Below are 23905 nucleotides of genomic sequence, written 5' to 3' on the forward strand. Positions count from 1 at the left end.
GGTGCACTCAAGGGGACGGGGATGAACCAGGCAGCAGGCAGCGGTGAAAACACACGACTGATCGTACTGATCAGCGTGGTAGCGACGATTGGCGGTTTTCTGTTCGGCTTCGACAGCGGTGTGATCAATGGCACCCAGGATGGCCTGCATCAGGCGTTCCGGTCCGGCGAATGGATGCAGGGGTTCGAGATCGCGTCGATGCTGCTGGGCTGTGCGGTGGGCGCGTTCAGTGCTGGACGGCTGGCCGACCGCCTGGGCCGTCGCAACGTGCTGATCCTTTCGGCAGTGATGTTCCTGCTGTCGGCGCTCGGTGCCGGGGCGGCGGTCTCGTCGGGCTGGTTCATTGCGGCGCGGGTGGTGGGCGGATTCGCGGTAGGCGCGGCCAGCGTGATCTCGCCGGCCTACATTGCCGAGGTCGCTCCGGCCCGCTATCGCGGCCGCCTGGCTACGGTGCAGCAGATCGCCATCATCACCGGGCTCACCGCTGCCTTCCTGTCCAACTACCTGCTGGCGGCTGCAGCGGGCGCGTCGACCGAACCGCTGTGGGGTGGGCAGGCCGCCTGGCGCTGGATGTTCTGGATGCAGGCCGCGCCATCGCTGCTGTTCCTGCTGCTGTTGCTGACCATTCCTGAGAGCCCGCGCTACCTGGTGGTGAAGCGGCGCAAGGACGATGCACTGCGGGTGCTGACCCGGCTGCTGGGTAGCGACAAGGCCCGCGCCACGCTCGAGGAGATCGATGCCTCGTTGTCCAACGACCATCATCGCCCTCGACTGTCCGACCTGAAGAGCCGGGCGACCGGGCGGATCCGCCCGATTGTCTGGGTCGGCGTCGGGCTGGCCTGCTTCCAGCAGCTGGTCGGCATCAACGTGGTGTTCTATTACGGCGCCGTGCTGTGGCAGGCGGTCGGCTTTTCCGAAAACGACGCGCTGCTGATCAACGTGCTGTCCGGCGCGCTTAGCATCGGTGCCTGCGTGGTCACGGTACTGCTGATTGACCGGATCGGCCGCAAGCCCCTGCTGTGGTTCGGCTCGGCAGGGATGTCGCTGTCGCTTGCACTGGTGGTGGTGGCCTTTGCCAGCGGTTCGCTGGCGGACGGGCACCTGCAGCTGCCCGGTCGCATGGGTACGCTGGCGCTGGTGGCGGCCAATGCCTACGTCGTGTTCTTCAATCTGTCCTGGGGGCCGGTGATGTGGGTGATGCTGGGCGAGATGTTCCCGAACCAGATCCGCGGTTCGGCACTGGCGGTCGCTGGCGCAGCGCAATGGACCTCCAACTTCGTGGTCACGGTGACGTTCCCGATGCTGCTGGCCGCGGCAGGGCTGGCAGCCACCTACGGCATCTACCTGGTGGCTGCCGTGATCTCGGTGATTTTCGTGGTCCGGCATGTGCACGAGACCAAGGGCAAGGAACTGGAGCAGATGGAAGGATGAGCGCCATGACATCGCAGGCCTTGGTAATCCGCAGCGGCGCGCTGGTCGCCGCACTGATGCTGGGATTGCTCGGCTGCCGCGGCCAGGACCGGGCTGCCGCCGCCGCAGCTACCGACAATGATCCCTGGCCGAAGGTCGCCTGGCCGCTGGCCGCGGATCCGGCACTGGAGAAGCGCATCACCGACCTGATGGCCGGCATGACGGTGGAGGAAAAGGTCGGCCAGCTGGTGCAGGGCGACATCGCCAGCGTCACCCCCGACGACGTGCGCCGCTACCGCCTCGGCTCGATCCTGGCCGGAGGCAACTCCGATCCCGGCGGCCGCTATGACGCCTCGCCGGCCGAATGGCTGGCGCTGGCCGACGCGTTCTACGACGCCTCCATGGATACGTCCAAAGGCGGCAAGCCCATCCCTCTGCTGTTCGGCATCGATGCCGTGCACGGGCAGAGCAACATCATGGGTGCCACGTTGTTCCCGCACAACATCGGGCTGGGCGCCACGCGCAATCCGGAGCTGCTGCGGCAGATCGGTGGCATCACCGCGCTGGAGACCCGCGTCACCGGCATGGAGTGGACGTTCGCGCCGACCGTTGCGGTACCCCAGGATGATCGCTGGGGCCGAACCTACGAGGGCTACTCGGAATCGCCCGAGGTGGTGGCCAGCTACGCGGGCGCCATGGTGGAGGGATTGCAGGGCAGGGTGGGAACACCGGAGTTCCTCGATGGCCGCCATGTAATCGCCTCGGTGAAGCACTTCCTGGGCGATGGGGGCACCACTGACGGCAAGGACCAGGGCGACACCCGTATCAGCGAGTCAGATCTGGTGCGCATCCACGCGGCCGGATACCCGCCGGCAATCGCCGCCGGCGCGCAGACCGCAATGGCGTCGTTCAACAGCGTCAACGGTGAAAAGATGCATGGCCACCGGCATTACCTCACCGATGTGCTCAAGGGCCGCATGAACTTCGGTGGCTTCGTGGTGGGTGACTGGAATGGTCATGGACAGGTCAAGGGCTGCACCACCACAGACTGCCCGGCCACCATCATCGCGGGCCTGGACATGGCGATGGCTTCGGACAGCTGGAAGGGCTTCTACGAGACGACGCTGGCTGCGGTCAAGGACGGCCGGATCACGACGCAGCGGCTGGACGATGCAGTGCGCCGGATCCTGCGGGTCAAGTTCCGCCTTGGGCTGTTCGAGGCCGGCAGGCCATCCACGCGGGCCGTCGGCGGGCAGTTCGCACTGATCGGCGCGCCGGCACATCGCGCGGTCGCCCGGCAGGCCGTGCGCGAATCGCTGGTCCTGTTGAAAAACCAGGACCACGTCCTGCCGCTGTCTCCGAAGCAGCGGATCCTCGTGGCCGGCGACGGAGCCGACGATGTCGGCAAGCAGGCCGGCGGCTGGACACTCAACTGGCAGGGCACCGGCACCAGCCGCAGGGACTTCCCCAACGCGGACACGATCTACGAGGGCATTGCGCGCCAGGCCAGCGCGGCGGGTGGTGAAGCCGTGCTTGCCGTTGACGGCCGCTATGCAGTGAAGCCCGATGTGGCGGTGGTGGTGTTTGGCGAAGACCCCTATGCCGAGTTCCAGGGAGACCGGCCGACGCTGGCGTACAAGCCCGGCAACGAAACGGACCTGGCGCTGCTCAAGCGGCTCAAGGCCGAAGGCATACCGGTTGTTGCGGTTTTCCTGAGCGGGCGGCCGCTCTGGGTGAACCGGGAAATCAATGCCGCCGATGCCTTCGTGGCTGCATGGCTGCCGGGCTCGGAAGGCGCCGGCATTGCCGATGTACTGCTGCGCGGAAGCGATGGCCGCGTGCAGCACGATTTCAAGGGCAAGCTCAGTTTCAGCTGGCCGCGCACCGCCACCCAGTACGCCAACAACGTTGGCCAGAAGGACTACGATCCGTTGTTTGCGTTCGGCTTCGGCCTGACCTACGCCGACAACGGCGACCTGGCCGCGCTGCCGGAGGCATCGGGCGTGACCGGCAACGAGGGCGCGACCGGCGTCTACTTCGCACGTGGTGACGCAGGCCCTGGCATGGCGCTGCGACTCGAGGATGCCGCTGGCCAGGGCCTGACCGTGACCCGCGTACCGGACGCATTGCCAGATGACCGGCTGAAGATTACCGGCGTGGATCATCTGGCGCAGGAGGATGGGCGACGCCTGGCCTGGTCGGGCAAGGGCGAGGCCGTCGCTGCACTGCAGTCGCACACGGCGCTGGACCTGCAGCGCGAATCCAACGGCGACCTGATGCTGCTGACCACGCTGCGGGTCGACGCTGCGCCGCAGGGTGAGGTGTGGCTGTCGGTCGGTTGCGGCGCGGGCTGCTCGGCACGCATCGCCATCGGGTCGTCGCTGGCGGCGCTTCCACAAGGCCAGTGGAAGCGTGTTGGCGTGCCGCTGAAGTGCCTGGCCAAGGCGGGCGCCAAGCTGGACGCGATCGACCGACCGTGGTCGGTGGTGACGGGCGATGCGATGACGATCTCCGTGTCACGCGTCGCGCTGGGTGCGCTGAACGAAGCCGAGGTCACCCTCGGATGCGGAGCATGATGCCTGCGCTACCGCCGCCGGGGTGGCGCGGCGACCGAATCGCGTGCGATCAGCCGATGCGGCATCACATGATCGCGCAGCACCGTTGCGTCCGCCGCCGGACGGCGGATGGTGCGCAGCAGGATGTCGACGGCCGCGTTGGCCATCGAGGCGATGGGCTGGTGGATCGTGGTCAGTTCCGGCCACACGGTGGTGGCGGCCGAGGTGTCATCGAAACCCACGACCGACAGGTCGCGCGGCACTTCCAGCCCGCGCCGATGCGCCACCGAGATGGCGGCGGCGCCCATGTCGTCGTTGCTGGCGAAAATCGCGGTCGGTGGCCGGCGCTGGGACAGCAGCTTCTCGGCCGCAGCCAGGCCGGACCGGTAGGTGTAGTCACCGTGCTGGACCAGGCCGGGGTCCACCGCCAGCCCGGCCTCGCGCAGGGCGGTGACGAACCCGTCGTAGCGGAGCGCACTTGCGCTCAGGTCATCGCGCCCACGGATGAAGCCGATGCGGGTGTGTCCCTGCCGGAGCAGGTGATCGGTCATTTCCCTGCCCGCACTGAAATCGTCGATGCGGACGCAGGACAGGGCCTCGCTCAGGCGCCCCGATGCGATGGCCACCACCGGAATGCCAGCCTTGACCAGTTCGCTTACGGCGGCCTGCGATTCGCAAAGAGGCGGCGGCAGGATCACCCCGTCGACGCGTCCGGCGAGGGCGCGCGCCGCCCTGCGTTCGGATTCGGCATCCAGGTTGTCCCAGTAGTCGATGACCAGCTGGATGGCGGAACTGGAGGCGACGCGCAGCAGGCCCACCAGCAGTTCACGCAGGTAGGCGCCGCTGGGGTTGGTGTAGATCAGCGCAATGCGCGTGTGCTGTGCGGCGGCCAGCGAACTGGCGGCAAGATTGGGCGTATAGCCCAGCTCACGCACGGCGCGCAGCACGCGCTCGCGGGTGACGTCGCGCACCTTGCCCTGGTTGATCACCCGCGACACGGTCATGGGCGAAACGCCGGCAAGGGCCGCAACCTCGTCGATCGTCACGCCTGCGGTTCTGCGGCGAACCGATTTCTTCGGCTTGTCCAATGCACGATCCCTTTGTTCTTGGTGGCGCTGCCGCGCGGGTGCGAAGGACGATGATGCGCTGTCCCGGGCCCGGACGTAGTCTACAAAGGCGCATGTTAACGCCGTTGTTGCGCGCTGTCGGCACGCAGCTGTGGGCCCTGCTCGTGCTGCTGGCCTGTGTTGGCGGAGCACGGGCGGAGGATGGCTATGCGCTGTGGATGCGCTACCAGCCGGTTGCCGCAACGGTCGCTGCCGATTACCGGCGGCAACTGGCCGAAGTGGTGGCCCCGGATTGCACGCCGATGCAGCGCGCTACCCGCGACGAGCTTGCGCGCAGCCTTTCTGGATTGCTGGGAACGGCCCCGCCAATGCGAACGGCAATCACTACTGACCATGCCCTGGTGCTGGGTACGCCGCAGTCTTCGGCGCTGGTTGCCGCGTTCGGCAACGAGATCGCCACGTTGGGCGACGAGGGCTTCCTGATCCGGCAGGTCCGGACCGGGGGGCGCGATGTGCTGCTGGTGGCGGCACGCCAGGATGTCGGCGTGCTGTACGGCACCTTCCATCTGCTGCGCCTGCTGCAGCGTGGCACGTCGCTGCGGGGGCTGGAGGTGCGTGAGTCGCCTCGGGTCGCACTGCGTCTGCTCAACCATTGGGACAACCTGGATCGTTACGTCGAGCGTGGCTATGCAGGCAGCTCGCTCTGGGACTGGCAGACGTTGCCGCAGTGGCGTGACCCGCGCTACACCGACTACGCCCGTGCCAACGCCTCGCTCGGCATCAACGGCACCGTCCTCAACAACGTCAATGCCAGTGCGATGAGCCTGTCGCCGGCCTATCTGGCCAAGGCCGCCGCGCTGGCCGACCTGTTCCGCCCCTATGGCATCCGGGTCTACCTGAGCGCGCGCTTCAGTGCACCCATCGAACTCGGCGGCCTGGCAACGGCTGATCCCCTGGATCCGGCTGTGCGGCGCTGGTGGCGCGACAAGGTCGATGAGATCCATGCGCGCATTCCGGATTTTGGCGGCTTCCTGGTCAAGGCGAACTCCGAAGGGCAACCCGGCCCGCAGGATTACGGTCGTTCCCATGCCGACGGCGCCAACCTGCTGGCCGACGCGCTGGCGCCCTACAACGGTGTGGTGATGTGGCGGGCCTTCGTGTATTCGCACGAGGTTCCCGAAGATCGCGCCAAGCAGGCATACAGCGAGTTTGTCGGGCTGGACGGCGCCTTCCGCCCCAACGTGATCGTGCAGGTGAAGAACGGCCCCATCGACTTCCAGCCGCGCGAGCCGTTCCACCCCTTGTTTGGCGCGATGCCGCGCACGCCGCTGATGATGGAGCTGCAGATCACCAAGGAGTACCTGGGTTTTGCGACGCACCTGGTGTACCTGGGAACGCTCTACGAAGAAGTGCTGCAGGCCGACACCCATGCACGCGGCGAAGGCTCCACGGTCTCCCGCGTGGTCGATGGCTCGCTGGAGGGTCATGCGCTGACCGGTATCGCCGGCGTCGCCAACATCGGCGTGGACCGCACCTGGAGTGGCTCGCACTTCGATCAGGCCAACTGGTACGCCTTCGGCCGACTGGCCTGGAACCCGCAGGAATCCGCGCGCGCGATTGCCGAAGACTGGGCAGCGCTGACCTTCTCGCCCGACCCGCAGGTGACAGGCCCGATCGTGCGCATGATGATGGACTCGCGCGAGGCGGTGGTGGATTACATGACGCCGCTGGGTCTGCATCACCTGATGGCACGCGGCCATCACTACGGCCCCGGCCCCTGGGTGGACGGCGGCCCGCGTGCGGACTGGACGTCGGTCTACTACCACCGCGCAGATAGCAAGGGCATCGGCTTTGACCGCAGCGCCAGCGGAAGCAACGCCGTGGGCCAGTACGCCCCGCAGGTCGCCGAGGTCTATGGCGACCCCGAGCGGGTGCCCGAGTCGCTGCTGCTGTGGTTCCATCATGTGCCGTGGGATCACCGCATGCGCTCGGGCAGGACGCTCTGGGACGAACTGGTCGGGCGCTATTCGCGCGGCGTGCGCCAGGTGCAGTCGATGCAGGCGACCTGGGCTGGCCTGAGCGACCGGATCGATCCGCAGCGGCATCGGCACGTCGCGGCGTTCCTGCAGATCCAGCACGACGAAGCGCAATGGTGGCGTGACGCCAGCGTGGCGTACTTCCAGTCGCTCAGTGGCCGGCCACTGGCCGCCGGCGAGCGGCCGCCGCCGCATCCGTTGTCGTATTACCAAGCCTTGCAGTTTCCGTTCGCACCGGGGGATGGCCGATGAGCAGGTTCGGAGCGGTCGGGTGTGCGCTGTTGATGATGGCTGCGGCAGTAGTGGCGATGCCGGCCGCGGCGCGGGAAACGACGGGACTGCTGCATCCTCTGTTCAAGGATCACGCGGTCCTGCAGCGCGACCGGCCCATTGCAGTCTGGGGGCGCGCAGGCCCCGGGCAGCCGGTTTCCGTGACGTTTGCGGGGCAGGCGGTGAGCAGCCGGGCGGACGCCGCAGGCCGCTGGCAGGCGATGCTGTCCCCGGTCGCCGCTGGCGGTCCCTACACGCTGGAGGTAAACGACGGAACGCGCCGGCAGACGGCGCGCGATGTGCTGATGGGCGACGTGTGGCTGTGCTCGGGCCAGTCGAACATGGAGCTGCCGGTGTGGCGCTCGCTCAACGCTGCCAGCGAGATCGCCTCGGCCACGATGCCACGGATCCGGCTGTTCACCGTGCCGCAGGAGGGGGCCGCGCAGGCACAGGAGAGCTTCAAGGGCGACCCTGCATGGACAACGGCAACCCCCGACAGGGTGCGCGACTTCTCCGCAGCCTGTTTCTATTTCGCGCGCGAGCTGCAGCGCACGGCTGCCGTGCCGATGGGCTTGATCCAGGCGGCGTGGGGCGGGTCCCGGATCGAGGCGTGGACCAGCCCGGGCGCGCTGCGCGGGCAGGGCGGCATGGACGAGCCCCTGGACATCCTTGCTCAGTCTGCCCACGACCCGCAGCAGGCACATGCACGCTGGGGTCGCTACTGGCAGCACTGGTGGGCCACACGCGAGGGCGCACTGTCAGGTGACGCACCATGGCGGACGGATGCCGATGACCGCGGATGGTCGCGCGCACCGGCCACACTGGGCGCATGGGAGCGGTGGAACGAGCCCGCACTTGCCGACTACAACGGCATGGTCTGGTATCGCACGCAGGTGATGCTGAGCGCTGAACAGGCTGCACGCGGCGCGACCCTGGAGCTGGCATCGGCTGACGAGGTGGACGTGACCTGGGTGAACGGGGTCGCCGTCGGCAGCCAGTACGGCGCCGGCGAGAGGCGCTACCCGTTGCCACATGGCCTGCTGAAGGCAGGATCCAACAGCATTGCGGTCAACGTGCTGGACACCTACGGCGAAGGCGGCCTGGCCGGTCCTTCAACGGCACACCGCCTGCAGTTCGATACCGGCGAGCGGGTGCCACTGCAGGGGCCGTGGATGTATCGGGTTGCGCCGGGCCAACAGGCGCCGCCGTTTGCCCCGTGGCAGGCCGCCACCGGGCTGTCGACGCTGTACAACGGAATGATCGCACCGCTCGGGGGCTTCGGGCTGCGCGGCATGCTCTGGTATCAAGGTGAATCGAACACCGGCGATGGTGCGGCCTATGCAGTGCGGTTGCGTGCGCTGCGCGAGGACTGGCGGCGGCAGTTCGGTGCGCGCACGCCACTGCTGCTGGTACAACTGGCCGGCTACGGCCAACCGCCGGCTGCGCCCGCCGACAGCGGCTGGGCGCAGGTGCGTGAGGCGCAGCGGCGCGTCGCGGCCGAGGATGCGCAGAGCGGTCTTGCCATTGCCATCGACATCGGCGACGCCTACGACATCCATCCGCCGAACAAGCAGGAGCTCGGGCGCCGCCTGGCGCGCGTGGCGCGCCATGTGGTGTACGGCGAGCAGGGCGTGGCACCGTCGGGCCCGCGAGCGGTCACCGCCGTGCGGACGCCCACAGGCGTCGTCATTGCGTTCGAGGATGTCGAAGGCGCGCTCACCGCGACCGGCGCACTGCGTCCGATCGGCTTTGAACTGTGCGAGGCCAGGGGCCATACGCGCCACTGCGAGTACGCCGATGCCGGACTGGATGCGCGCCGGATCCTGCTGCGCGGCCCGCTGTCCACGCGCGCAACGCATGTGCGCTACTGCTGGGCCGATGGCCCGGTGTGCACGCTGCGCGACCGCAGCGGGGCGCCGGCCGGCCCGTTCGAACTTCCCATTGCCGAAGCCGAGGCCCGACGATGATGACGTTGTCCAAGCAGTCCCCTCTGGCCCGCGACAGGGCCGGCCTGAGGTCGATGGCGCGCCACCTGCTGGGGGCGTTGTTCCTGCTGTCGGCCGCAACCACCCGGGCCAGCGCGCCGCCGGATGCTCCCCCGGTGTACTTCGACTGGTTCGAGTACCGCGGCAATGACCAGGCGTTTGAAGTGCCCCTACCGGCCGGCCACTACCGCAATCCTGTCCTGGCCGGCTTCCATGCCGATCCCAGCGTCGTGCGCGCGAACGGCCGGTTCTACCTGGTCAATTCCAGCTTCACCTACTTCCCTGGCATTCCGGTGTTCGAAAGTGCCGACCTGGTGCACTGGAAGCAGATCGGCAATGTGATTGACCGCCCCACGCAACTGGATTTCGACGGCCTGAGCGTCTCGCGCGGCATCTTCGCGCCGACCATCGAGTACCACGACGGTACCTTCTACGTCGTCACCACCGCCACCGACAGTGGTGGCAACTTCATCGCCACCGCGCGCGATCCGGCCGGTCCGTGGTCCGATCCGCACTGGCTGCCCGGCATCGATGGCATCGACCCGTCACTGTTCTTCGACGATGACGGCAAGGTGTACCTGGTCAACAACGATGCACCGCCCGGCCCGCCGCGCTACGACGGGCACCGCGCCATCTGGATGCAGCAGATCGATCTGGCGGCATTCAGGCCGGTCGGGCCGCGCCGGGTGCTGGTTGATGGAGGCGTGGAGCCGGCAAAGAATCCCATCTGGATCGAGGGACCGCACATCTACAAGCGGGAGGGCTGGTATTACCTGTCCGACGCTGAAGGAGGTACCGGGCCGCAGCATTCGCAGGTGGTGCTGCGCAGCCGCACGGTGTGGGGCCCCTACGTTCCCTATACGGGCAATCCGATCCTGACCCAGCGAGAACTGCCGGATGACCGTCCACTTCCGATCACCAATGCCGGCCATGCCGACCTGGTCGAAGGCCCGGATGGCTCGTGGTGGGCGGTGTTCCTGGCCAGCCGCAACTACCAGAAGCGGCACTACAACACCGGGCGCGAGACCTACCTGTTGCCGGTGCGCTGGCAGGATGGCTGGCCGCAGATCCTGCCGGTTGACCAGGCCATTCCCTATGTGGCCAAGGCCCCCGCGTGGATGCAGGGCGAGGCATCCCAGGCCCCTTCGACCGGCAATTTCGTAGCGCGCGACAATTTCGATGGCCCGACGCTTGATCCACAGTGGCTGCGCGTGCGGGTGCCCCGGCATGCCTGGGCCGACCTGGCCACGCGCCCCGGCATGCTGGCCGTGCATCCGCTTGCCGAGGATCTGGACACGCTGCGCAATCCGACGTTTCTCGGCCGGCGCCAGCAGCATCTGCGCTTCGAGGCGAGCACCGCGATGACCCCGCCAGCTTCCGGAGTCGCCGCCGGCCTGGTGGCGTTCCAGAGCGAGGCGTACTGGTACTTCCTTGGCGTTCGTGACCTTGGCGGAGGGCGCCTCTCGCTCTTCCTCGAAGCGCGCGACGGTGGCCGCAGCACGCGGACGCTGGCCAGCCGTGAAGTACCGGTGCCTGCAGCACTGCGCCTGAAGATTGCCGGCAACGAGGGCGACTATGCGTTCTCGTTCGACACCGGCGATGGGCAGGGCTGGCAACTGCTCGCAGGCGGGGTGGACGGCACCGTTCTGAGTACGGACCGGGCAGGCGGCTTCGTGGGCGCACTGCTGGGTCCTTTCGCGCGCGACGAGCGCACCGGGAGAAGCAAATGAGGCTGTCGATTTCGTCCAAGGCCCGCCGCCGTACCTTGCGCGGTGGGGCCGCCCTGTTCGTACTGACCTGCGTGGCGGCCGCCGCGTCCGCGGCCGCGCCGCGGCCCTGGCTGGACGTTTCGGCCAGCTTCGAGCAACGGGCCGCCGCACTCGTCGCGCAGATGACGCTGGAAGAGAAGGCCGCGCAGATGCAGAACGCCGCGCCGGCGATCGAACGGCTGGGGGTACCCGCCTACGACTGGTGGAACGAGGGGCTGCACGGCGTCGCACGGGCAGGGCAGGCCACGGTGTTTCCGCAGGCGATCGGCCTGGCCGCGACCTTCGATGTACCGTTGATGGGGCAGGTGGCCGCGACCATCAGCGACGAGGCCCGCGCAAAGCACCACCAGTTCCTCCGCGAAGGCTCGCACGGGCGTTACCAGGGGCTGACCTTCTGGTCGCCGAACGTCAACATCTTCCGCGACCCGCGCTGGGGCCGCGGACAGGAAACCTATGGCGAGGACCCGTACCTCACCGCGCGCATGGGCGTGGCCTTCGTACGTGGCCTGCAGGGCGACGACCCCGTCTACCGCAAGCTGGACGCCACCGCCAAGCATCTGGCCGTGCACAGCGGACCGGAGGCCGACCGCCATCACTTCGATGCACGGCCCAGCCGGCGCGACCTGTATGACACATACCTTCCGGCGTTCGAGGCGCTGGTGAAGGAGGGCGACGTCGATGCTGTCATGGGCGCCTACAACCGCGTGTACGGCGAGTCCGCCAGTGCCAGCCGTTTCCTGCTGCGCGATGTGCTTCGACGCGACTGGGGCTTCAAGGGCTACGTGGTCTCGGACTGCTGGGCCATCGTCGATATCTGGAAGCACCACCGTATCGTCACCACGCGCGAAGCCGCTGCGGCGCTGGCGGTGAGGAACGGCACCGAGCTGGAATGCGGCCAGGAGTACGCCACATTGCCCTCGGCCGTGCGCCAGGGGCTGATCAGCGAGGCGGAGATCGACGATGCAGTGACCCGCCTGTTCACCGCACGGATGCGCCTGGGCATGTTCGACCCAGCGGAGCGGGTGCGCTGGGCGCGCATTCCCGCCTCGGTGAACCAGGCGCCGGCCCATGATGCGCTCGCGCTCAAGGCCGCGCAGGCATCGCTGGTGCTGCTGAAGAACGACGGCATCCTGCCACTGTCACGCAACACCAGGCGCATTGCCGTGGTTGGACCCACCGCCGACGACACCATGGCGCTGCTCGGCAACTACTTCGGCACACCGGCCGCGCCGGTGACGATCCTGCAGGGCATACGCGAGGCGGCCAAGGGCGTTGAAGTGCGTTATGCCCGCGGCGTCGACCTCGTGGAAGGCCGTGACGATCCCGGCGCCACACCGCTGATCGAGCCGACTTACCTGCGGCCCTCGGCGGACTCGCCCGAGCGTGGCCTGCGCGGTGAGTACTTCCGCACGCCCGACCTGTCCGGCACTCCGGCACTGGTGCGTACCGACGCGCAGATCGGCTTCCGCTGGGACCGCGGCTCGCCGACCGACAACCTGCTGGCACGTGGCGAAGCGGCACCGGGGCAGGGGATTCCCAACGACCGCTTCAGCATCCGCTGGAGTGGCCAACTGCTGCCACCCGTGTCCGGCCGTTACCGGCTGGAGGTGGCCGGCGATGATGGCTACCGCCTGTATCTGGACGGCAAGCGTGTGATCGATCATTGGGTGAATACTGATCGCCTGCATGCCGAGGGCGTCGAACTGGACCTGCAGGCCGGGCGTGCCTATGCGCTGACACTGGAGTACTACGACGACCAGCGCGATGCGGGCCTGCGCCTTGGGTGGCGCATGCCCGGCGCCAAGGCGCCCTTCGACGAAGCGCTGGATGCAGCACGCGATGCCGATGTGGTGGTGTTCGTCGGTGGCCTCACCGGCGATGTCGAAGGCGAAGAGATGACGGTCAACTACCCGGGCTTTGCCGGTGGCGACCGTACCGACCTGCGGCTGCCCGCGCCGCAGCGCTCCCTGCTGGAGGCCCTGCACGGCACCGGCAAGCCGGTGGTGATGGTGCTCACCGGTGGCTCGGCCATCGCCGTGGACTGGGCGCAGGCGCATCTGCCGGCGATCCTGATGAGCTGGTATCCGGGGCAACGCGGCGGCACCGCTGTCGGCCAGGCGCTGTTCGGCGACGTCAATCCCTCCGGCCGTTTGCCGGTCACGTTCTACAAGGCCGGCGAAGCGATGCCGGCATTCGACGACTACGCCATGGAGGGCCGCACCTATCGCTACTTCCGCGGCACGCCGCTGTATCCGTTCGGTCACGGTCTGTCGTATACGCGGTTCGACTATGGAACGCTCCGCCTCGATGCAGACAGCCTCCGCGCCGATGGCCGCCTGGGCGTGGCAGTGGATGTCGCCAACACGGGCACGCGCAGCGGTGACGAAGTGGTACAGCTGTACGTGCGGCGCGAGCACGCCGGCAGCGGCGATGCCGTGCAGGAACTGCGTGGCTTCCAGCGCGTCCAGCTGGCCCCGGGCGAACGCCGCACGGTGACGTTCACCCTGGAGGCGGCGCAGGCCCTGCGCCACTATGACGAGGCGCGTGCGGCGTACGCGGTGCAGCCCGGTGCCTACGAGGTCAGGGTGGGGGCGTCCAGTGCCGATATACGTGCGCAGGGCAGGTTCACCGTGGTGCCCGCGCATGACTGATCGCCCCCGCCGGCATCGATTCCCCTTCGACCAGATCCCTTTTCCAGGATGTCCGCTGCATGGCAAGCACTGAACACGCGCTATCGGTACGCGAGAAGCTCGGCTACAGCCTGGGCGATCTCGCTGCCAACCTGATCTTCCAGACCCTGATCACCTACCTGGCGTTCTTCTACACCGACGTCTACCGCCTGCCAGCTGCCACCGCGGCCACGATCATCTTCGTGGTCGGCCTGCTGGGTGCGTTCGTGTTCACGCCGTTGATCGGCATCGCGGCTGACCGAACGTCCACCCGCTGGGGCCGCTTCCGCCCGTGGATCCTGTGGACGGCCATTCCCTTTGGCGTACTGTCACTGCTGGCGTTCAGCACCCCCGACCTGGGCGAGCGCGGAAAGGTGATCTATGCACTGGCCACCTACGCGCTGCTGGTCTGCGTTTACGCCGCGAACAACCTGCCGTACTCCGCGTTGAGCGGCGTGCTGACCGGCAGCATGGCCCAGCGCAATAGCCTGTCGGCCTACCGCTTCGTGGCCGTGATGATCGCGCAGTTCATCATCCAGGTGCTGCTGATGCCGCTGGTGCTGATCCTGGGCAATGGCGACCGGGTGCGCGGCTTTGAACAGGTCATGACCGCCTTCGCACTGATCGGCACGGTGTTCTTCCTGATCACCTTCGCCACCACCCGCGAGCGCATCGTGCCGACGCGCGAGCAGACCGGCGGCATAGTGCAGGACCTTTCGGACCTGCTGCACAACCGCCCGTGGCAGGTGATGCTGGCGCTGACCGTGCTGGTGTTCATCAACCTGGCGTTGAAAGGCGGCACCTACATCTATTACTTCCAGTACTACATGAGCGAAGCGGCGCTGGCCGGCTTCCTGGAAAACTCAGGCTTCAACGGCCTGATCAGTGCATTGAATGGCTCCCTGGCCAGCGCCGGTTTCGCGGCGTTCACCTGGCCGAAGGATGCGGCCACCTCGGCGTTCAGCCTGTTCAACGCGTGCGGCATCCTCTGCATGATCCTGGGTATCGGCGCATCACGGCGGCTGGCGGATCGCTTCGGCAAGCGCGATGTCTTCGGTGGCGCCCTGTTTGTCTCGACCCTGTTCCTGCTGGCCTTCTACCTGTTCCCCCCGACGGCGGTGGCGGTGGCGTTCGCAGCCTTCATGCTGCATGGCTTCTGCTATGGCATCACCATCCCGTTGCTGTGGGCGATGATCGCCGACGTCGCGGACTACTCGGAGTGGAAGAACCATCGAAGGGCAACGGCGATCATCTTCTCGGCGATGTTGTGCGGGCTGAAGATCGGCCTCAGCGTCGGCGGCGCGCTGGTCGCCGCGATCCTTGCCCACTACGGCTACCAGGCAGGACTGGCGCAACAGCCTGAGGGCGTGGTGCAGGGCATCCGCTTGACCGTAAGCGTCTACTGCTCCCTTCCTTTCCTGCTCGCCGTGGCGCTGCTGTTCTTCTACAGGATCGACAAGCGCACCGAAACCCGCATCGAGCAGGACCTCCACCTGCGTCGACGTTCCGCCGACGCCTCCGCGTAACGCCAAGATGACAACCATGATCGACCTCCATGCCGGCGAAGACGGCCAGGCCAGCAAAGCCCGTCTTGCGCAGCTCACCGCGCACGCCATTTCGCAACCGCTGGTGACCCACATCTACACCGCCGACCCTTCGGCGCACGTGTTCGAGGGGCGCCTGTACATCTATCCCTCGCACGACATCGACGGTGGCCAGCCATTCGACGACGAAGGTGGCCATTTCGGCATGCAGGATTACCATGTGCTGAAGATGGATACGCCCGATAGCGCGGCCATGGATTGCGGCATGGCGCTGCACGTGCGCGACGTGCCCTGGGCGCGGAAACAGATGTGGGCCCCCGATGCCGCCTGCCGCGATGGCCACTACTACCTGTACTTCCCGGCCAAGGACGCCGAGGGCCGGTTCCGCATCGGCGTGGCGATCGGTACGCGGCCGGAGGGCCCGTTCGTGCCCCAGCCGGAGCCGATCAAGGACGCGTACTCGATCGACCCGGCCGTGTTCGAAGACGAGGATGGCAGCCACTACCTGTACTTCGGCGGCATCTGGGGCGGGCAGCTGCAGAAGTATCGTGACAACCAGTACAGCGAGGCCCACGAGGAGCCCGAGGGCAGCGCGCCGGCCCTGGGGCCGCGCGTGGGCCGCCTGGATGTCGGCATGACCGAGCTGGCCGAACCCACCCGCGAAGTGCAGATCCTGGATGAGCATGGCCAGCCGCTGCGTGCGGACGACCATGCGCGCCGCTTCTTCGAAGGCCCGTGGCTGCACAGGTACCAGGGTCGCTACTATCTGTCGTACTCCACTGGCAACACCCATCAGCTGTGCTACGCCATCGGCGACAGCCCGTATGGCCCGTTCACCTACGCTGGCGTGATCCTCACCCCCGTCGTGGGCTGGACCACCCACCACTCCATCTGCCAGTTCGAAGGGCAGTGGTACCTGTTCTATCACGATGCGCTGATGTCCGGCGGCATCACCCACCTGCGCTCGGCCAAGTGCACGCCGCTGCACATGGAGCCGGACGGAAGCATCCGGACGATCAATCCGTATGGGGCCTGAGCGCATGCTGCCGGTGGATGATGCGCTGGCCCCGCTGCCGGCCGGTGAACTGCACTGGCTGAGATGCGGCGAACTGGAGGTTGCGCTCGCCGCAGGGGCGGGCGGGCGCGTGGCGCATCTGCGTTACCGGGGCGTGGAGTGGCTGGTGGATGCGCAGGAGGGCGGGGCGGCTGCGATCGCCTGGGGCTGCTACCCGATGGTGCCCTGGGCCGGGCGCATCCGCCATGGAACGTTCCGCTTTGACGACAGGCCGCATCGGCTGCCGCTCAACTTCGACGGGCATGCCATTCATGGGTTGGGCTTCTCGCGACCGTGGCAGATCGACCGGCTGGATGCGGCGGCAGCCAGGTTGTCGCTGGCGTTGCCGCGCGACGGCTACTGGCCCTTCGGTGGCATTGCCATGCTGGACCTGCAGCTGCAGGCCCACACCCTGCAGATGCGCCTTTCGGTCCAGGCCGGCGAGCAGGCGATGCCGGCGGTGCTGGGCTGGCATCCCTGGTTCCGGAAGCCGGACCGGCTGCTGTTCACGCCTCGTGCGATGTACCCGCGGGACGAGGAAGGTATTGCCACGCTGCCCTGTGTGGATCCGACCACCGGTCCCTGGGATGACTGCTTCATCGCCGACAGTGACATCACGCTGATACGTGAAGGCCAGCGCCTGCGGCTGCGCTCGGACCACGACCATTGGGTGGTCTACGACGGCACGCCGCACGCCACCTGTGTCGAGCCGCAGAGCGGTCCGCCGGACGGCTTCACGCTGGCGCCGCACCGGCTGGAGCCCGGCCAGCGCCTCGCGTTGACGTTCGACCTGGCGTGGGCGGCGGACAGCACCTGAAACCCCGGCCAGGGCAGGCGATCATCCGGGTGCCGGACGGTCGGTACGCCGCCTGGACCGGCCGTGGACCCGGTGCCTGACACGGGCCGCGCCCAGGACCACCTGACATTTCCTACAGGTTCCAGTCGATCCGCATGCCCGCGATCAGCGCATCCGGCAGGTCGTGCTGGCGTGCGGGCTCATTGAACTGGTCGGGGTGCACGATGTAGTGCAGGTTCGGTGCAACACGAAGCTGCGGGGTGAGCTGGATGCCATAGCTCAGCTCCATCATCACCTGGCTCCCGTGCGGGGTGCCGCTGCCACCGGCTGCGGCGCGGGCGAGGCGCAGGTCTTCCAGCGCCATGCTGCTGTACTTCTGCTGGGTCACGACGAAAGCGATGCTGTCCTGCGGCCGCCGGGCGAACGTGCCTTTCTGCACCAGCCCGGCCTGCAGGAAATGATCCTCGATCAACTGGCCGGAGGTGCCCTTGAGCGCCGCACCGAAAAAGGTCAGGCCGCGGCCGGCGCCATCACTGGTGAGTTGCTGCTCGAAGCGGGCGAACGCGCCTGAGCGACCGTGACGTGTCGCGTACTCCTGGCCACTGAGCAGCGCGGGAATGCCGTTGGCATCGCGCAGCGGATCGCGATAGGTCGAGTTGTCCTGCCAGCCACCGAGTTCGTAGCGGGCTTTCAGTCGTGCCGAAGCAGGGCTGCGCCAGCCGATCGTGTAGGGCACGATCCAGCCGGTGGCCTGGTTCGTATTCCACTTCAGGCCATGCTGGCCATCCTCGGCCTGGCTGGGATCAACCTGGTAGGCGCCGACGCGCACGTAGACATCGGGCGTCACCCAGACCGTGGCATCGGCCATCCAGCTCGATACCGGCCACCAGGTGAAACTGCTGGTGCGGAATACGTAGGTCGGGTTGCCACAGGCCGAGTTGCCCTGGAAGTACTGGCACAGGTCCGAACCCAGGTGGTGGATGTTGGCGACGCTGCGCCCTGCTTCCAGCACCAGCCGGTCGTTGAACAGCTTCTGTTCGAGGGTCAGGTTGGCCAGGCGCGTGCCTTGGCCGCCGTAGATCTCCTGCACCGAGGTGCTGTTGCCCGTACTGCTGTTGGCGAGATTGGTGCCATGGCGGTTGATGCCGTAGGCCTTGACCGTCGCACCTCGCCAGCCAAACGCAGCGTCCAGGTCCACGTCGGCACCGAACATCAGCTGGCCGGCATAGGCCGTGCCGCTGCGCTTGCCCCCATCGAGCGTGGCGGCGGCTTCGCCGGTGTAGGCGAGCTTGGGAGTGAAGACGTCGCTCGCGTCTGCGGCTGCGGCCAGTGATGGCAGGGCCAGCAGGATCACTGTCGGCAGCAGGCGGCGGGAAGGGGAGGTCATGGGCGAGTTCCTTTTACAGGGTGGGAGCCGTGACCGGCTTCTTGAGCACGCGCAGCGCGACCGCGGTGACGGCCACGCCGGCCACGAGTGCCAGCAGGTAGATGCCAAGGTGGGTGACCGCGTTCGGGATCGGCAGCACGAACACGCCGCCGTGCGGCACCTTCAGTTCGACGCCTGCGGCCATCGAGATCGCGCCGGCCACGGCAGAACCAAGGATCAGCGCCGGAATGGTGCGCAGCGGATCACGCGCGGCGTAGGGGATCGCGCCTTCGGTCACGAAACTGAGGCCAAGCACGCCGGCGGCACCGGCCGTGCCGCGCTCCTCGGCGGTGAAGCGGTTGCTGAACAGCCATGTCGCCAGTGCAATACCCAGCGGCGGCGTCATGCCGCCGATCATCGTCGCCGCCATCGGCGTGTAGACCTGGCTGGAAATCAATGCAGTAGAGAACGCGTAGGACGCCTTGTTGACCGGCCCGCCCATGTCCACTGCCATCATTCCGCCCAGCAGCAGGCCAAGCAGGATCGCGCTGCCGCCCTGCATACCGCGCAGCCAGTCGGTCAGCCAGGCCAGCAGGCCGGCGACCGGCGTGCCGATCACGTACATCATCAGCAGGCCGACCAGCAGCGTGCCCAGGACCGGCAGGATCAGCACCGGCTTGAGGCCTTCCAGGCTGCGCGGCAGGCGCAGCGCACGGTTGATCCAATGCACGCCGTAGCCGGCGATGAAACCGGCCAGGATACCGCCGATGAAGCCCGCATCCATGTTGACTGCCACCAATCCCCCGATCATGCCCGGGGCGATGCCCGGGCGATCGGCGATGGAGTAGGCGATGTAGCCGGCCAGTGCCGGCACCATCAGCATGAAGCCGGACTTGGCGCCGATCTGGAACAGCGACCAGGCCAGCGTGCCCTTGTGTGCATCGTCGAAGGCATAGATGCCGCCGAGCGCGAACGCCAGTGCGATCAGCAGGCCGCCGGCAGTGACGAACGGCAGCATGAACGACACGCCGGTCATCAGGTGCTTGTAGGGGCCGGTCACCCTGGCCTTCTCGGTGGTGCGACCTGAAGCCACCGTGCCGGTCTGCACGCCAGCTTCGGCCAGCGCCTTGCGGATCAGGTTCTGGCCGTCATTGATCGCCGGCTTGGTGCCGCTCTTGAACAGGCGTTTGCCAGCAAAGCGCGACAGATCAACTTCGCGGTCGGCGGCGATCAGCACCAGGTCGGCGGCGGCGATTTCGTCGTCGCTCAACGCGTCCTGCGCGCCGACCGAGCCCTGGGTTTCCACCCGGATAGCGTGGCCCAGTGCCTTGGCCGCCTGCTGCAGGCCTTCGGCCGCCATGAACGTGTGGGCAATGCCGGTCGGGCAGGAGGTGACGGCGACGATGCGCTTGCCCGCGTCATCCCTGGAAGGGAGTGCCGATGCTGCGGCGAGCTGCGCCAGCACGGCGAGCGGGTCGTCCAGTACTTCGCCGAGGCCGGCGCGCACGATCTGGGCATTGCCGAAGCGGGCGCTGTCCGCCTCGCCGTCACCCACCAGCAGCAGCTGCGTTGCGGCGGCAGCCTGCGCGCCGGGCAGTGCCCCGGTCACGCCCTGATCGCTGCGGATTTCGATCGCCAATTCGACCCTTTGCTGGCGTGCGGCGCGGCGCAGCGCTTCGGCGGCAAGAACGGCCTCGATGCTGCGTTCGCCAGCGGCGATGACTACGATGGAAGCTTGCATGGCAACTCCTGGAATTCTTCGGGTTCGTCCTTGCAGCAGGGGCCATCGGTGGCCCAAGGCCAGCCGCAGCCCCCTCTGCAGGGGTTTCAATCCAACCGCTCGATCAGTACATCGCCGGTCCACGCGCGCACCTGCGCCGGGTCCAGCCGTCGCGCGTCGCCACTCTCCAGCCGGCTCATCGAGAACGCCGTGGCCAGTCGCGCACAACCGGTCAGGTCGAGGGAGGGCTCCAACAAGGCGGCGGCGATGCCGGCGACCATGGCGTCGCCGGCACCGACCGTACTTCCCTGCGCCAGTCGCGCCGGCCGTGCAACCCGGGCGCCGCTGCGATCAATGAACAGCGCGCCGTCGGCGCCCATCGAGATCGCTACGAGTGCAACTCCACGTTCGACCAAGGCCCGGCCCGCGGCGCGCAGGGCGCTGCGATCCAGCAGCGGCGTGCCGGCCCATGCCTCCAGTTCATGGCGGTTGGGCTTGACCGCGTAGGGCAGTGCACCCTGTGCACCACTCAATGCCGCGGCAAGCGCGTCGCCACTGGTATCCAGCAGTACGCGCGCGCCGGCGGCGCGCACCTGCGCCTGCAGTCGGGCCCATGCATCGGCTTGCAGCCCGGACGGAAGGCTGCCGGACAGCACCACTGGCAGCTCCGGCTGGAGCAGTGCGTCGAGTCGGCGCGATACCGCGTCCAGATCGGCGTCACACAGTGACAGGCCGGGCAGGTTGATGTCGGTGGTCTCGCCGTTGGCGTCTTCCACCAGCTTGATGTTGGTGCGGGTACGGCCCGGAACGCGCAGACACGCGTCTGCGATGCCCCGATCGGAAAACAGTGCGCTGAACACGCCGTCGTTGCCATCGCCGAGCACGCCCAGCGCAGTGGTCGGCACGCCCCAGTCTGCCAGGCAGGCGGCCACGTTGATGCCTTTGCCGCCGGCGTCGTCGCGGGAACTGCGGGCGCGATGCACGTGACCCGGTTGCAGGTTCGCCAGCCGCACGGTCTGGTCGATTGCCGGGTTCAGGGTAATGGTGACGGCGCGGGAACTCATGCGCGCGCTCCATCGAGGGCACGCACCTGCTCAGCGGTTTCGCAGTCCAGCGCCGTCGCAGCCAGCGTTCGCAGATCGGCCAGCGCGCTGCCACGCAGGCGTGCTTTCACGGCCGGGATGTCGTTCGGGGTCATCGACAGTTCGTCCACGCCCAGGCCGGCCAACAGCAGTGCGCCGAACGGATCGCCGGCCAGCCCGCCACAGACTCCCACCCAGCGCCCATGCAGTCGTGCGCCTTCCACCGTGGCGCGGATCGCGCGGAGCACGGCCGGATGCAGGCTGTCGGCCTCGGCGGCCAGTTCCGGATTCTGGCGGTCGATCGCCAGCACGTACTGGGTCAGGTCGTTGGTACCGATCGAGAAGAAGTCGGCGTGGCGGGCCAGCACATCGCTCTGCGCCGCAGCGGCCGGCACTTCGATCATGATGCCGATCGGTACGCCGGGCGCCTGCAGTGCTGCGCGCTGGCGCTCGCAGATGGCGCGCAGTGCGACCAGCTCGCTCACCGAGGTGATCATCGGGAACATGATGGACAGGCGCGCGCCGTCTTTCGCCGCGCGGTACAGCGCACGCAGCTGCGGTTCCAGCAGGTCCGGCCGGCGCAGCAGCAGGCGCGCGCCGCGCACGCCCAGGAACGGGTTTTCCTCATGCGGCAGCTCCAGGTGCGCCACCTGTTTGTCGCCACCGATATCGAGCGCACGCACGATCAGTGGTCGGCCGCCGAGTGCCTTGGCCATCGCCACATACATGGTGTACTGCTCATCCTCGCTGGGCGTACTGCCACGTTCAAGGAACAGGAATTCGGTGCGCATCAGGCCGACGCCTTCCGCGCCTTGCTCCAGTGCCAGCGGCACCTGCTCGGGCAGGTTGACGTTGGCGCCGATGTCGATGCGGTGGCCGTCCGGCGTCTGTGCCGGCTGCGCGCGTTGCGCCGCTTCACGCTCGCGGATCTGCTGCTGTTCGGCGATCCACGCGCGCGCCGAGGCGAGGTCGGCCTCGGACGGAGACAGGTAGAGCCGCCCGCTGCTGCCGTCGATGATCGCCTCGCGACCGGCACTGACCGCGAGCAGCTCGCCGCCCCCGGCGACCAGCGCCGGCAGGCCGAGGGTGCGCGAGAGGATGGCGGTGTGCGAGGTCGGCCCGCCCTGCGCGGTGGCCAGGCCAATCACGCGGGCAGTGTCGAGGTTGGCCGTGTCGGACGGCGACAGGTCGGCCGCGAGCAGGATGCAAGGGTGCGCGGGCAGGTCGGCCAGGCCGCCACCGGCGGCCGACGGATCAAGCTGCGCCAGCACTCGGCGGCCAACGTCACGCAGGTCGGCGGCGCGCCCGGCCAGCACCGGGTTGCCCAGCGCGGCCAGGCCCGAGGCGATGTGTTCGATGGCCTGGTGCCAGGACCATGCGACGCCATGGCCTTCGACCATCAGCTGGCAGGTACGGGTAATCAGGTCGGTGTCGTCCAACAGCGCGGCATGGGCCTTGAAGATGGCTGCGTCCGAGGCGCCAAGCCGGCGCTGGGTGTCATCCTGCAGCGCGGCCAACTGCTGGCGGGTACGTGCGAGCGCGTCCTGCAGACGCGCCCCGTCTTCGCCGAGCGGGGCCGGGCGGTCGGCGACCTCGGCCTGCGTGTTGGCCAATACATGCACCGGGCCGATTGCCAGCCCAGGGCTGGCACCGATGCCGACGATGGCAGCCTGTGCCTCGGGCGGATTCCAGCCTGCCACCGGCGTGGCCTTGCGTTGTGCTGCGCGCTCGGCGTCGGCCTTTTCCTGTGCCACCAGGTCCTCCATGACCCTGCGCAGCGCGGTCAGCAGGGCGGGGGCATCCGCCCCCTCGGCAGACACGCTGATGGCATCGCCATGACGCAGGCCAAGTTGCAGCAGCGCGACCAGACTTTTGGCGTCCGCTGCCTGGTCGCCGGCACGCACCTGGGCGCGGGCCGCAAAGCGGCGCGCCGTCTCTGCCCAGCGCGTGGCCGGGCGCGCGTGCAGGCCGCTGGGGTAGGCAATGGTCCAGTCAAAGCGCTCGGCCAGATCGGTGGCCGGTACTTGGGCGGTCGTGATCGCAATGTCGCCGGTCAGCGCGTTGACGATCTCACCCGCATCGGTGGTCGCAAACAGGCGCTGCAGCGTTGCCTCATCCTGGATCAGCCGGGTCAGGCGGCGCAGCAGGGTAATGTGGGTATCGGACTGGGCAGCGATGCCAACCACCAGACGGGTGACCTGCCCCGGATTCCATTCCACGCCTTCCGGCAACTGCAGCACGGCAATGCCATCGCGGCGCACCAGATGGCGGTCCTCGCCAAGCCCGTGCGGGATTGCCACACCATGGCCGAGGAAGGTGTTGGCCAGCGCTTCGCGCCGTCCCATGCTGGCCTCGTACCCCGGCGCCACGCAGCCGGCCGCGACCAGCATCTGCGCGACCTGGGCGATCGCATCGGTCTTGTCCTGCGCCCGCGCGTCCAGGCGGATCAGTTCCCGGCTGACGGGGGAGGGGAAGGTCTGGGGCGACAAAGGGCGGCTCCGGCAAAAGGATGGCTGGACATATTGGGAACGTTCCCACTGCCTATTTCAATGTGCACTGCACAAAATGCCGATAGCTCGTTG

Annotated in this window: 14 protein-coding genes; 9 read left to right on the forward strand and 5 right to left on the reverse strand. The window is 67.9% G+C overall.

Annotated features, from left to right (window positions below):
• Nucleotides 1–21: 21 nt before the first annotated feature.
• Both N5D20_RS04220 and N5D20_RS04225 read left to right on the forward strand, forming a co-directional pair.
• Nucleotides 22–1431, forward strand: coding sequence for a sugar porter family MFS transporter (locus N5D20_RS04220; protein WP_010485699.1), 1410 nt, complete (start codon nt 22–24; stop codon nt 1429–1431).
• Complete coding sequence (locus tag N5D20_RS04225) at nt 1428–3986, forward strand: exo 1,3/1,4-beta-D-glucan glucohydrolase (RefSeq protein ID WP_279914357.1); 2559 nt, start codon at nt 1428–1430, stop codon at nt 3984–3986. Before N5D20_RS04220 ends, N5D20_RS04225 begins: the two co-directional genes overlap by 4 nt.
• A gap of 8 nt (nt 3987–3994) precedes the next feature.
• On the opposite strand, the gene N5D20_RS04230 is transcribed toward N5D20_RS04225, so the two are convergent.
• Entirely contained in the window at nt 3995–5053 is a 1059-nt protein-coding gene (locus N5D20_RS04230; RefSeq protein WP_019337710.1) for a LacI family DNA-binding transcriptional regulator, read from the reverse strand.
• Between the two features lie 92 nt (nt 5054–5145).
• On the opposite strand from N5D20_RS04230, the gene N5D20_RS04235 reads away from it, so the two are divergent.
• Genes N5D20_RS04235 through N5D20_RS04265 form a run of 7 tightly spaced genes read left to right on the forward strand, consistent with a single transcriptional unit; the run spans nt 5146 to nt 17176 of the window.
• A complete protein-coding gene (locus tag N5D20_RS04235) occupies nt 5146–7320 on the forward strand; it encodes an alpha-glucuronidase family glycosyl hydrolase (protein WP_279914358.1) in 2175 nt (724 codons plus the stop codon).
• A 32-nt stretch (nt 7321–7352) separates the two neighbouring features.
• A complete protein-coding gene (locus tag N5D20_RS04240) occupies nt 7353–9305 on the forward strand; it encodes a sialate O-acetylesterase (RefSeq protein ID WP_279914364.1) in 1953 nt (650 codons plus the stop codon).
• Between the two features lie 53 nt (nt 9306–9358).
• Entirely contained in the window at nt 9359–11053 is a 1695-nt protein-coding gene (locus tag N5D20_RS04245) for a glycoside hydrolase family 43 protein (RefSeq protein WP_279914365.1), read from the forward strand.
• Nucleotides 11050–13743 carry a glycoside hydrolase family 3 protein gene (locus N5D20_RS04250; protein WP_279914360.1) on the forward strand — a complete coding sequence of 898 codons (2694 nt, stop codon included), beginning with the start codon at nt 11050–11052 and terminating at the stop codon, nt 13741–13743. Before N5D20_RS04245 ends, N5D20_RS04250 begins: the two co-directional genes overlap by 4 nt.
• A 59-nt stretch (nt 13744–13802) precedes the next feature.
• Nucleotides 13803–15287, forward strand: coding sequence for an MFS transporter (locus N5D20_RS04255; RefSeq protein ID WP_049409725.1), 1485 nt, complete (start codon nt 13803–13805; stop codon nt 15285–15287).
• A gap of 16 nt (nt 15288–15303) precedes the next feature.
• Nucleotides 15304–16341, forward strand: coding sequence for a glycoside hydrolase family 43 protein (locus N5D20_RS04260; protein ID WP_049409728.1), 1038 nt, complete (start codon nt 15304–15306; stop codon nt 16339–16341).
• A complete protein-coding gene (locus tag N5D20_RS04265; protein WP_248853488.1) occupies nt 16331–17176 on the forward strand; it encodes an aldose epimerase in 846 nt (281 codons plus the stop codon). The genes N5D20_RS04260 and N5D20_RS04265 overlap by 11 nt, the downstream gene beginning before the upstream one ends.
• A gap of 112 nt (nt 17177–17288) precedes the next feature.
• Here the strand turns inward: N5D20_RS04265 and N5D20_RS04270 are convergent, their stop codons facing one another.
• The 4 genes from N5D20_RS04270 to ptsP all read right to left on the reverse strand — a co-directional run bounded on the left by N5D20_RS04270 (nt 17289) and on the right by ptsP (nt 23812).
• The gene (locus N5D20_RS04270) at nt 17289–18542 is read right to left on the reverse strand and encodes a carbohydrate porin (protein WP_279914361.1); all 1254 of its coding nucleotides are present in this window, start codon (nt 18540–18542) and stop codon (nt 17289–17291) included.
• A 13-nt stretch (nt 18543–18555) separates the two neighbouring features.
• A complete protein-coding gene (locus N5D20_RS04275) occupies nt 18556–20262 on the reverse strand; it encodes a fructose-specific PTS transporter subunit EIIC (protein ID WP_279914362.1) in 1707 nt (568 codons plus the stop codon).
• An 86-nt stretch (nt 20263–20348) separates the two neighbouring features.
• Nucleotides 20349–21305, reverse strand: a complete 957-nt coding sequence (locus tag N5D20_RS04280; RefSeq protein ID WP_100445732.1) for a 1-phosphofructokinase family hexose kinase — start codon at nt 21303–21305, stop codon at nt 20349–20351.
• Nucleotides 21302–23812, reverse strand: a complete 2511-nt coding sequence (gene ptsP / locus N5D20_RS04285) for a phosphoenolpyruvate--protein phosphotransferase (RefSeq protein ID WP_043395833.1) — start codon at nt 23810–23812, stop codon at nt 21302–21304. Before ptsP ends, N5D20_RS04280 begins: the two co-directional genes overlap by 4 nt.
• Between the last annotated feature and the right edge of the window lie 93 nt (nt 23813–23905).

The organism is Stenotrophomonas sp. GD03877 (genome assembly GCF_029840555.1).
Lineage (GTDB): Bacteria > Pseudomonadota > Gammaproteobacteria > Xanthomonadales > Xanthomonadaceae > Stenotrophomonas > Stenotrophomonas geniculata.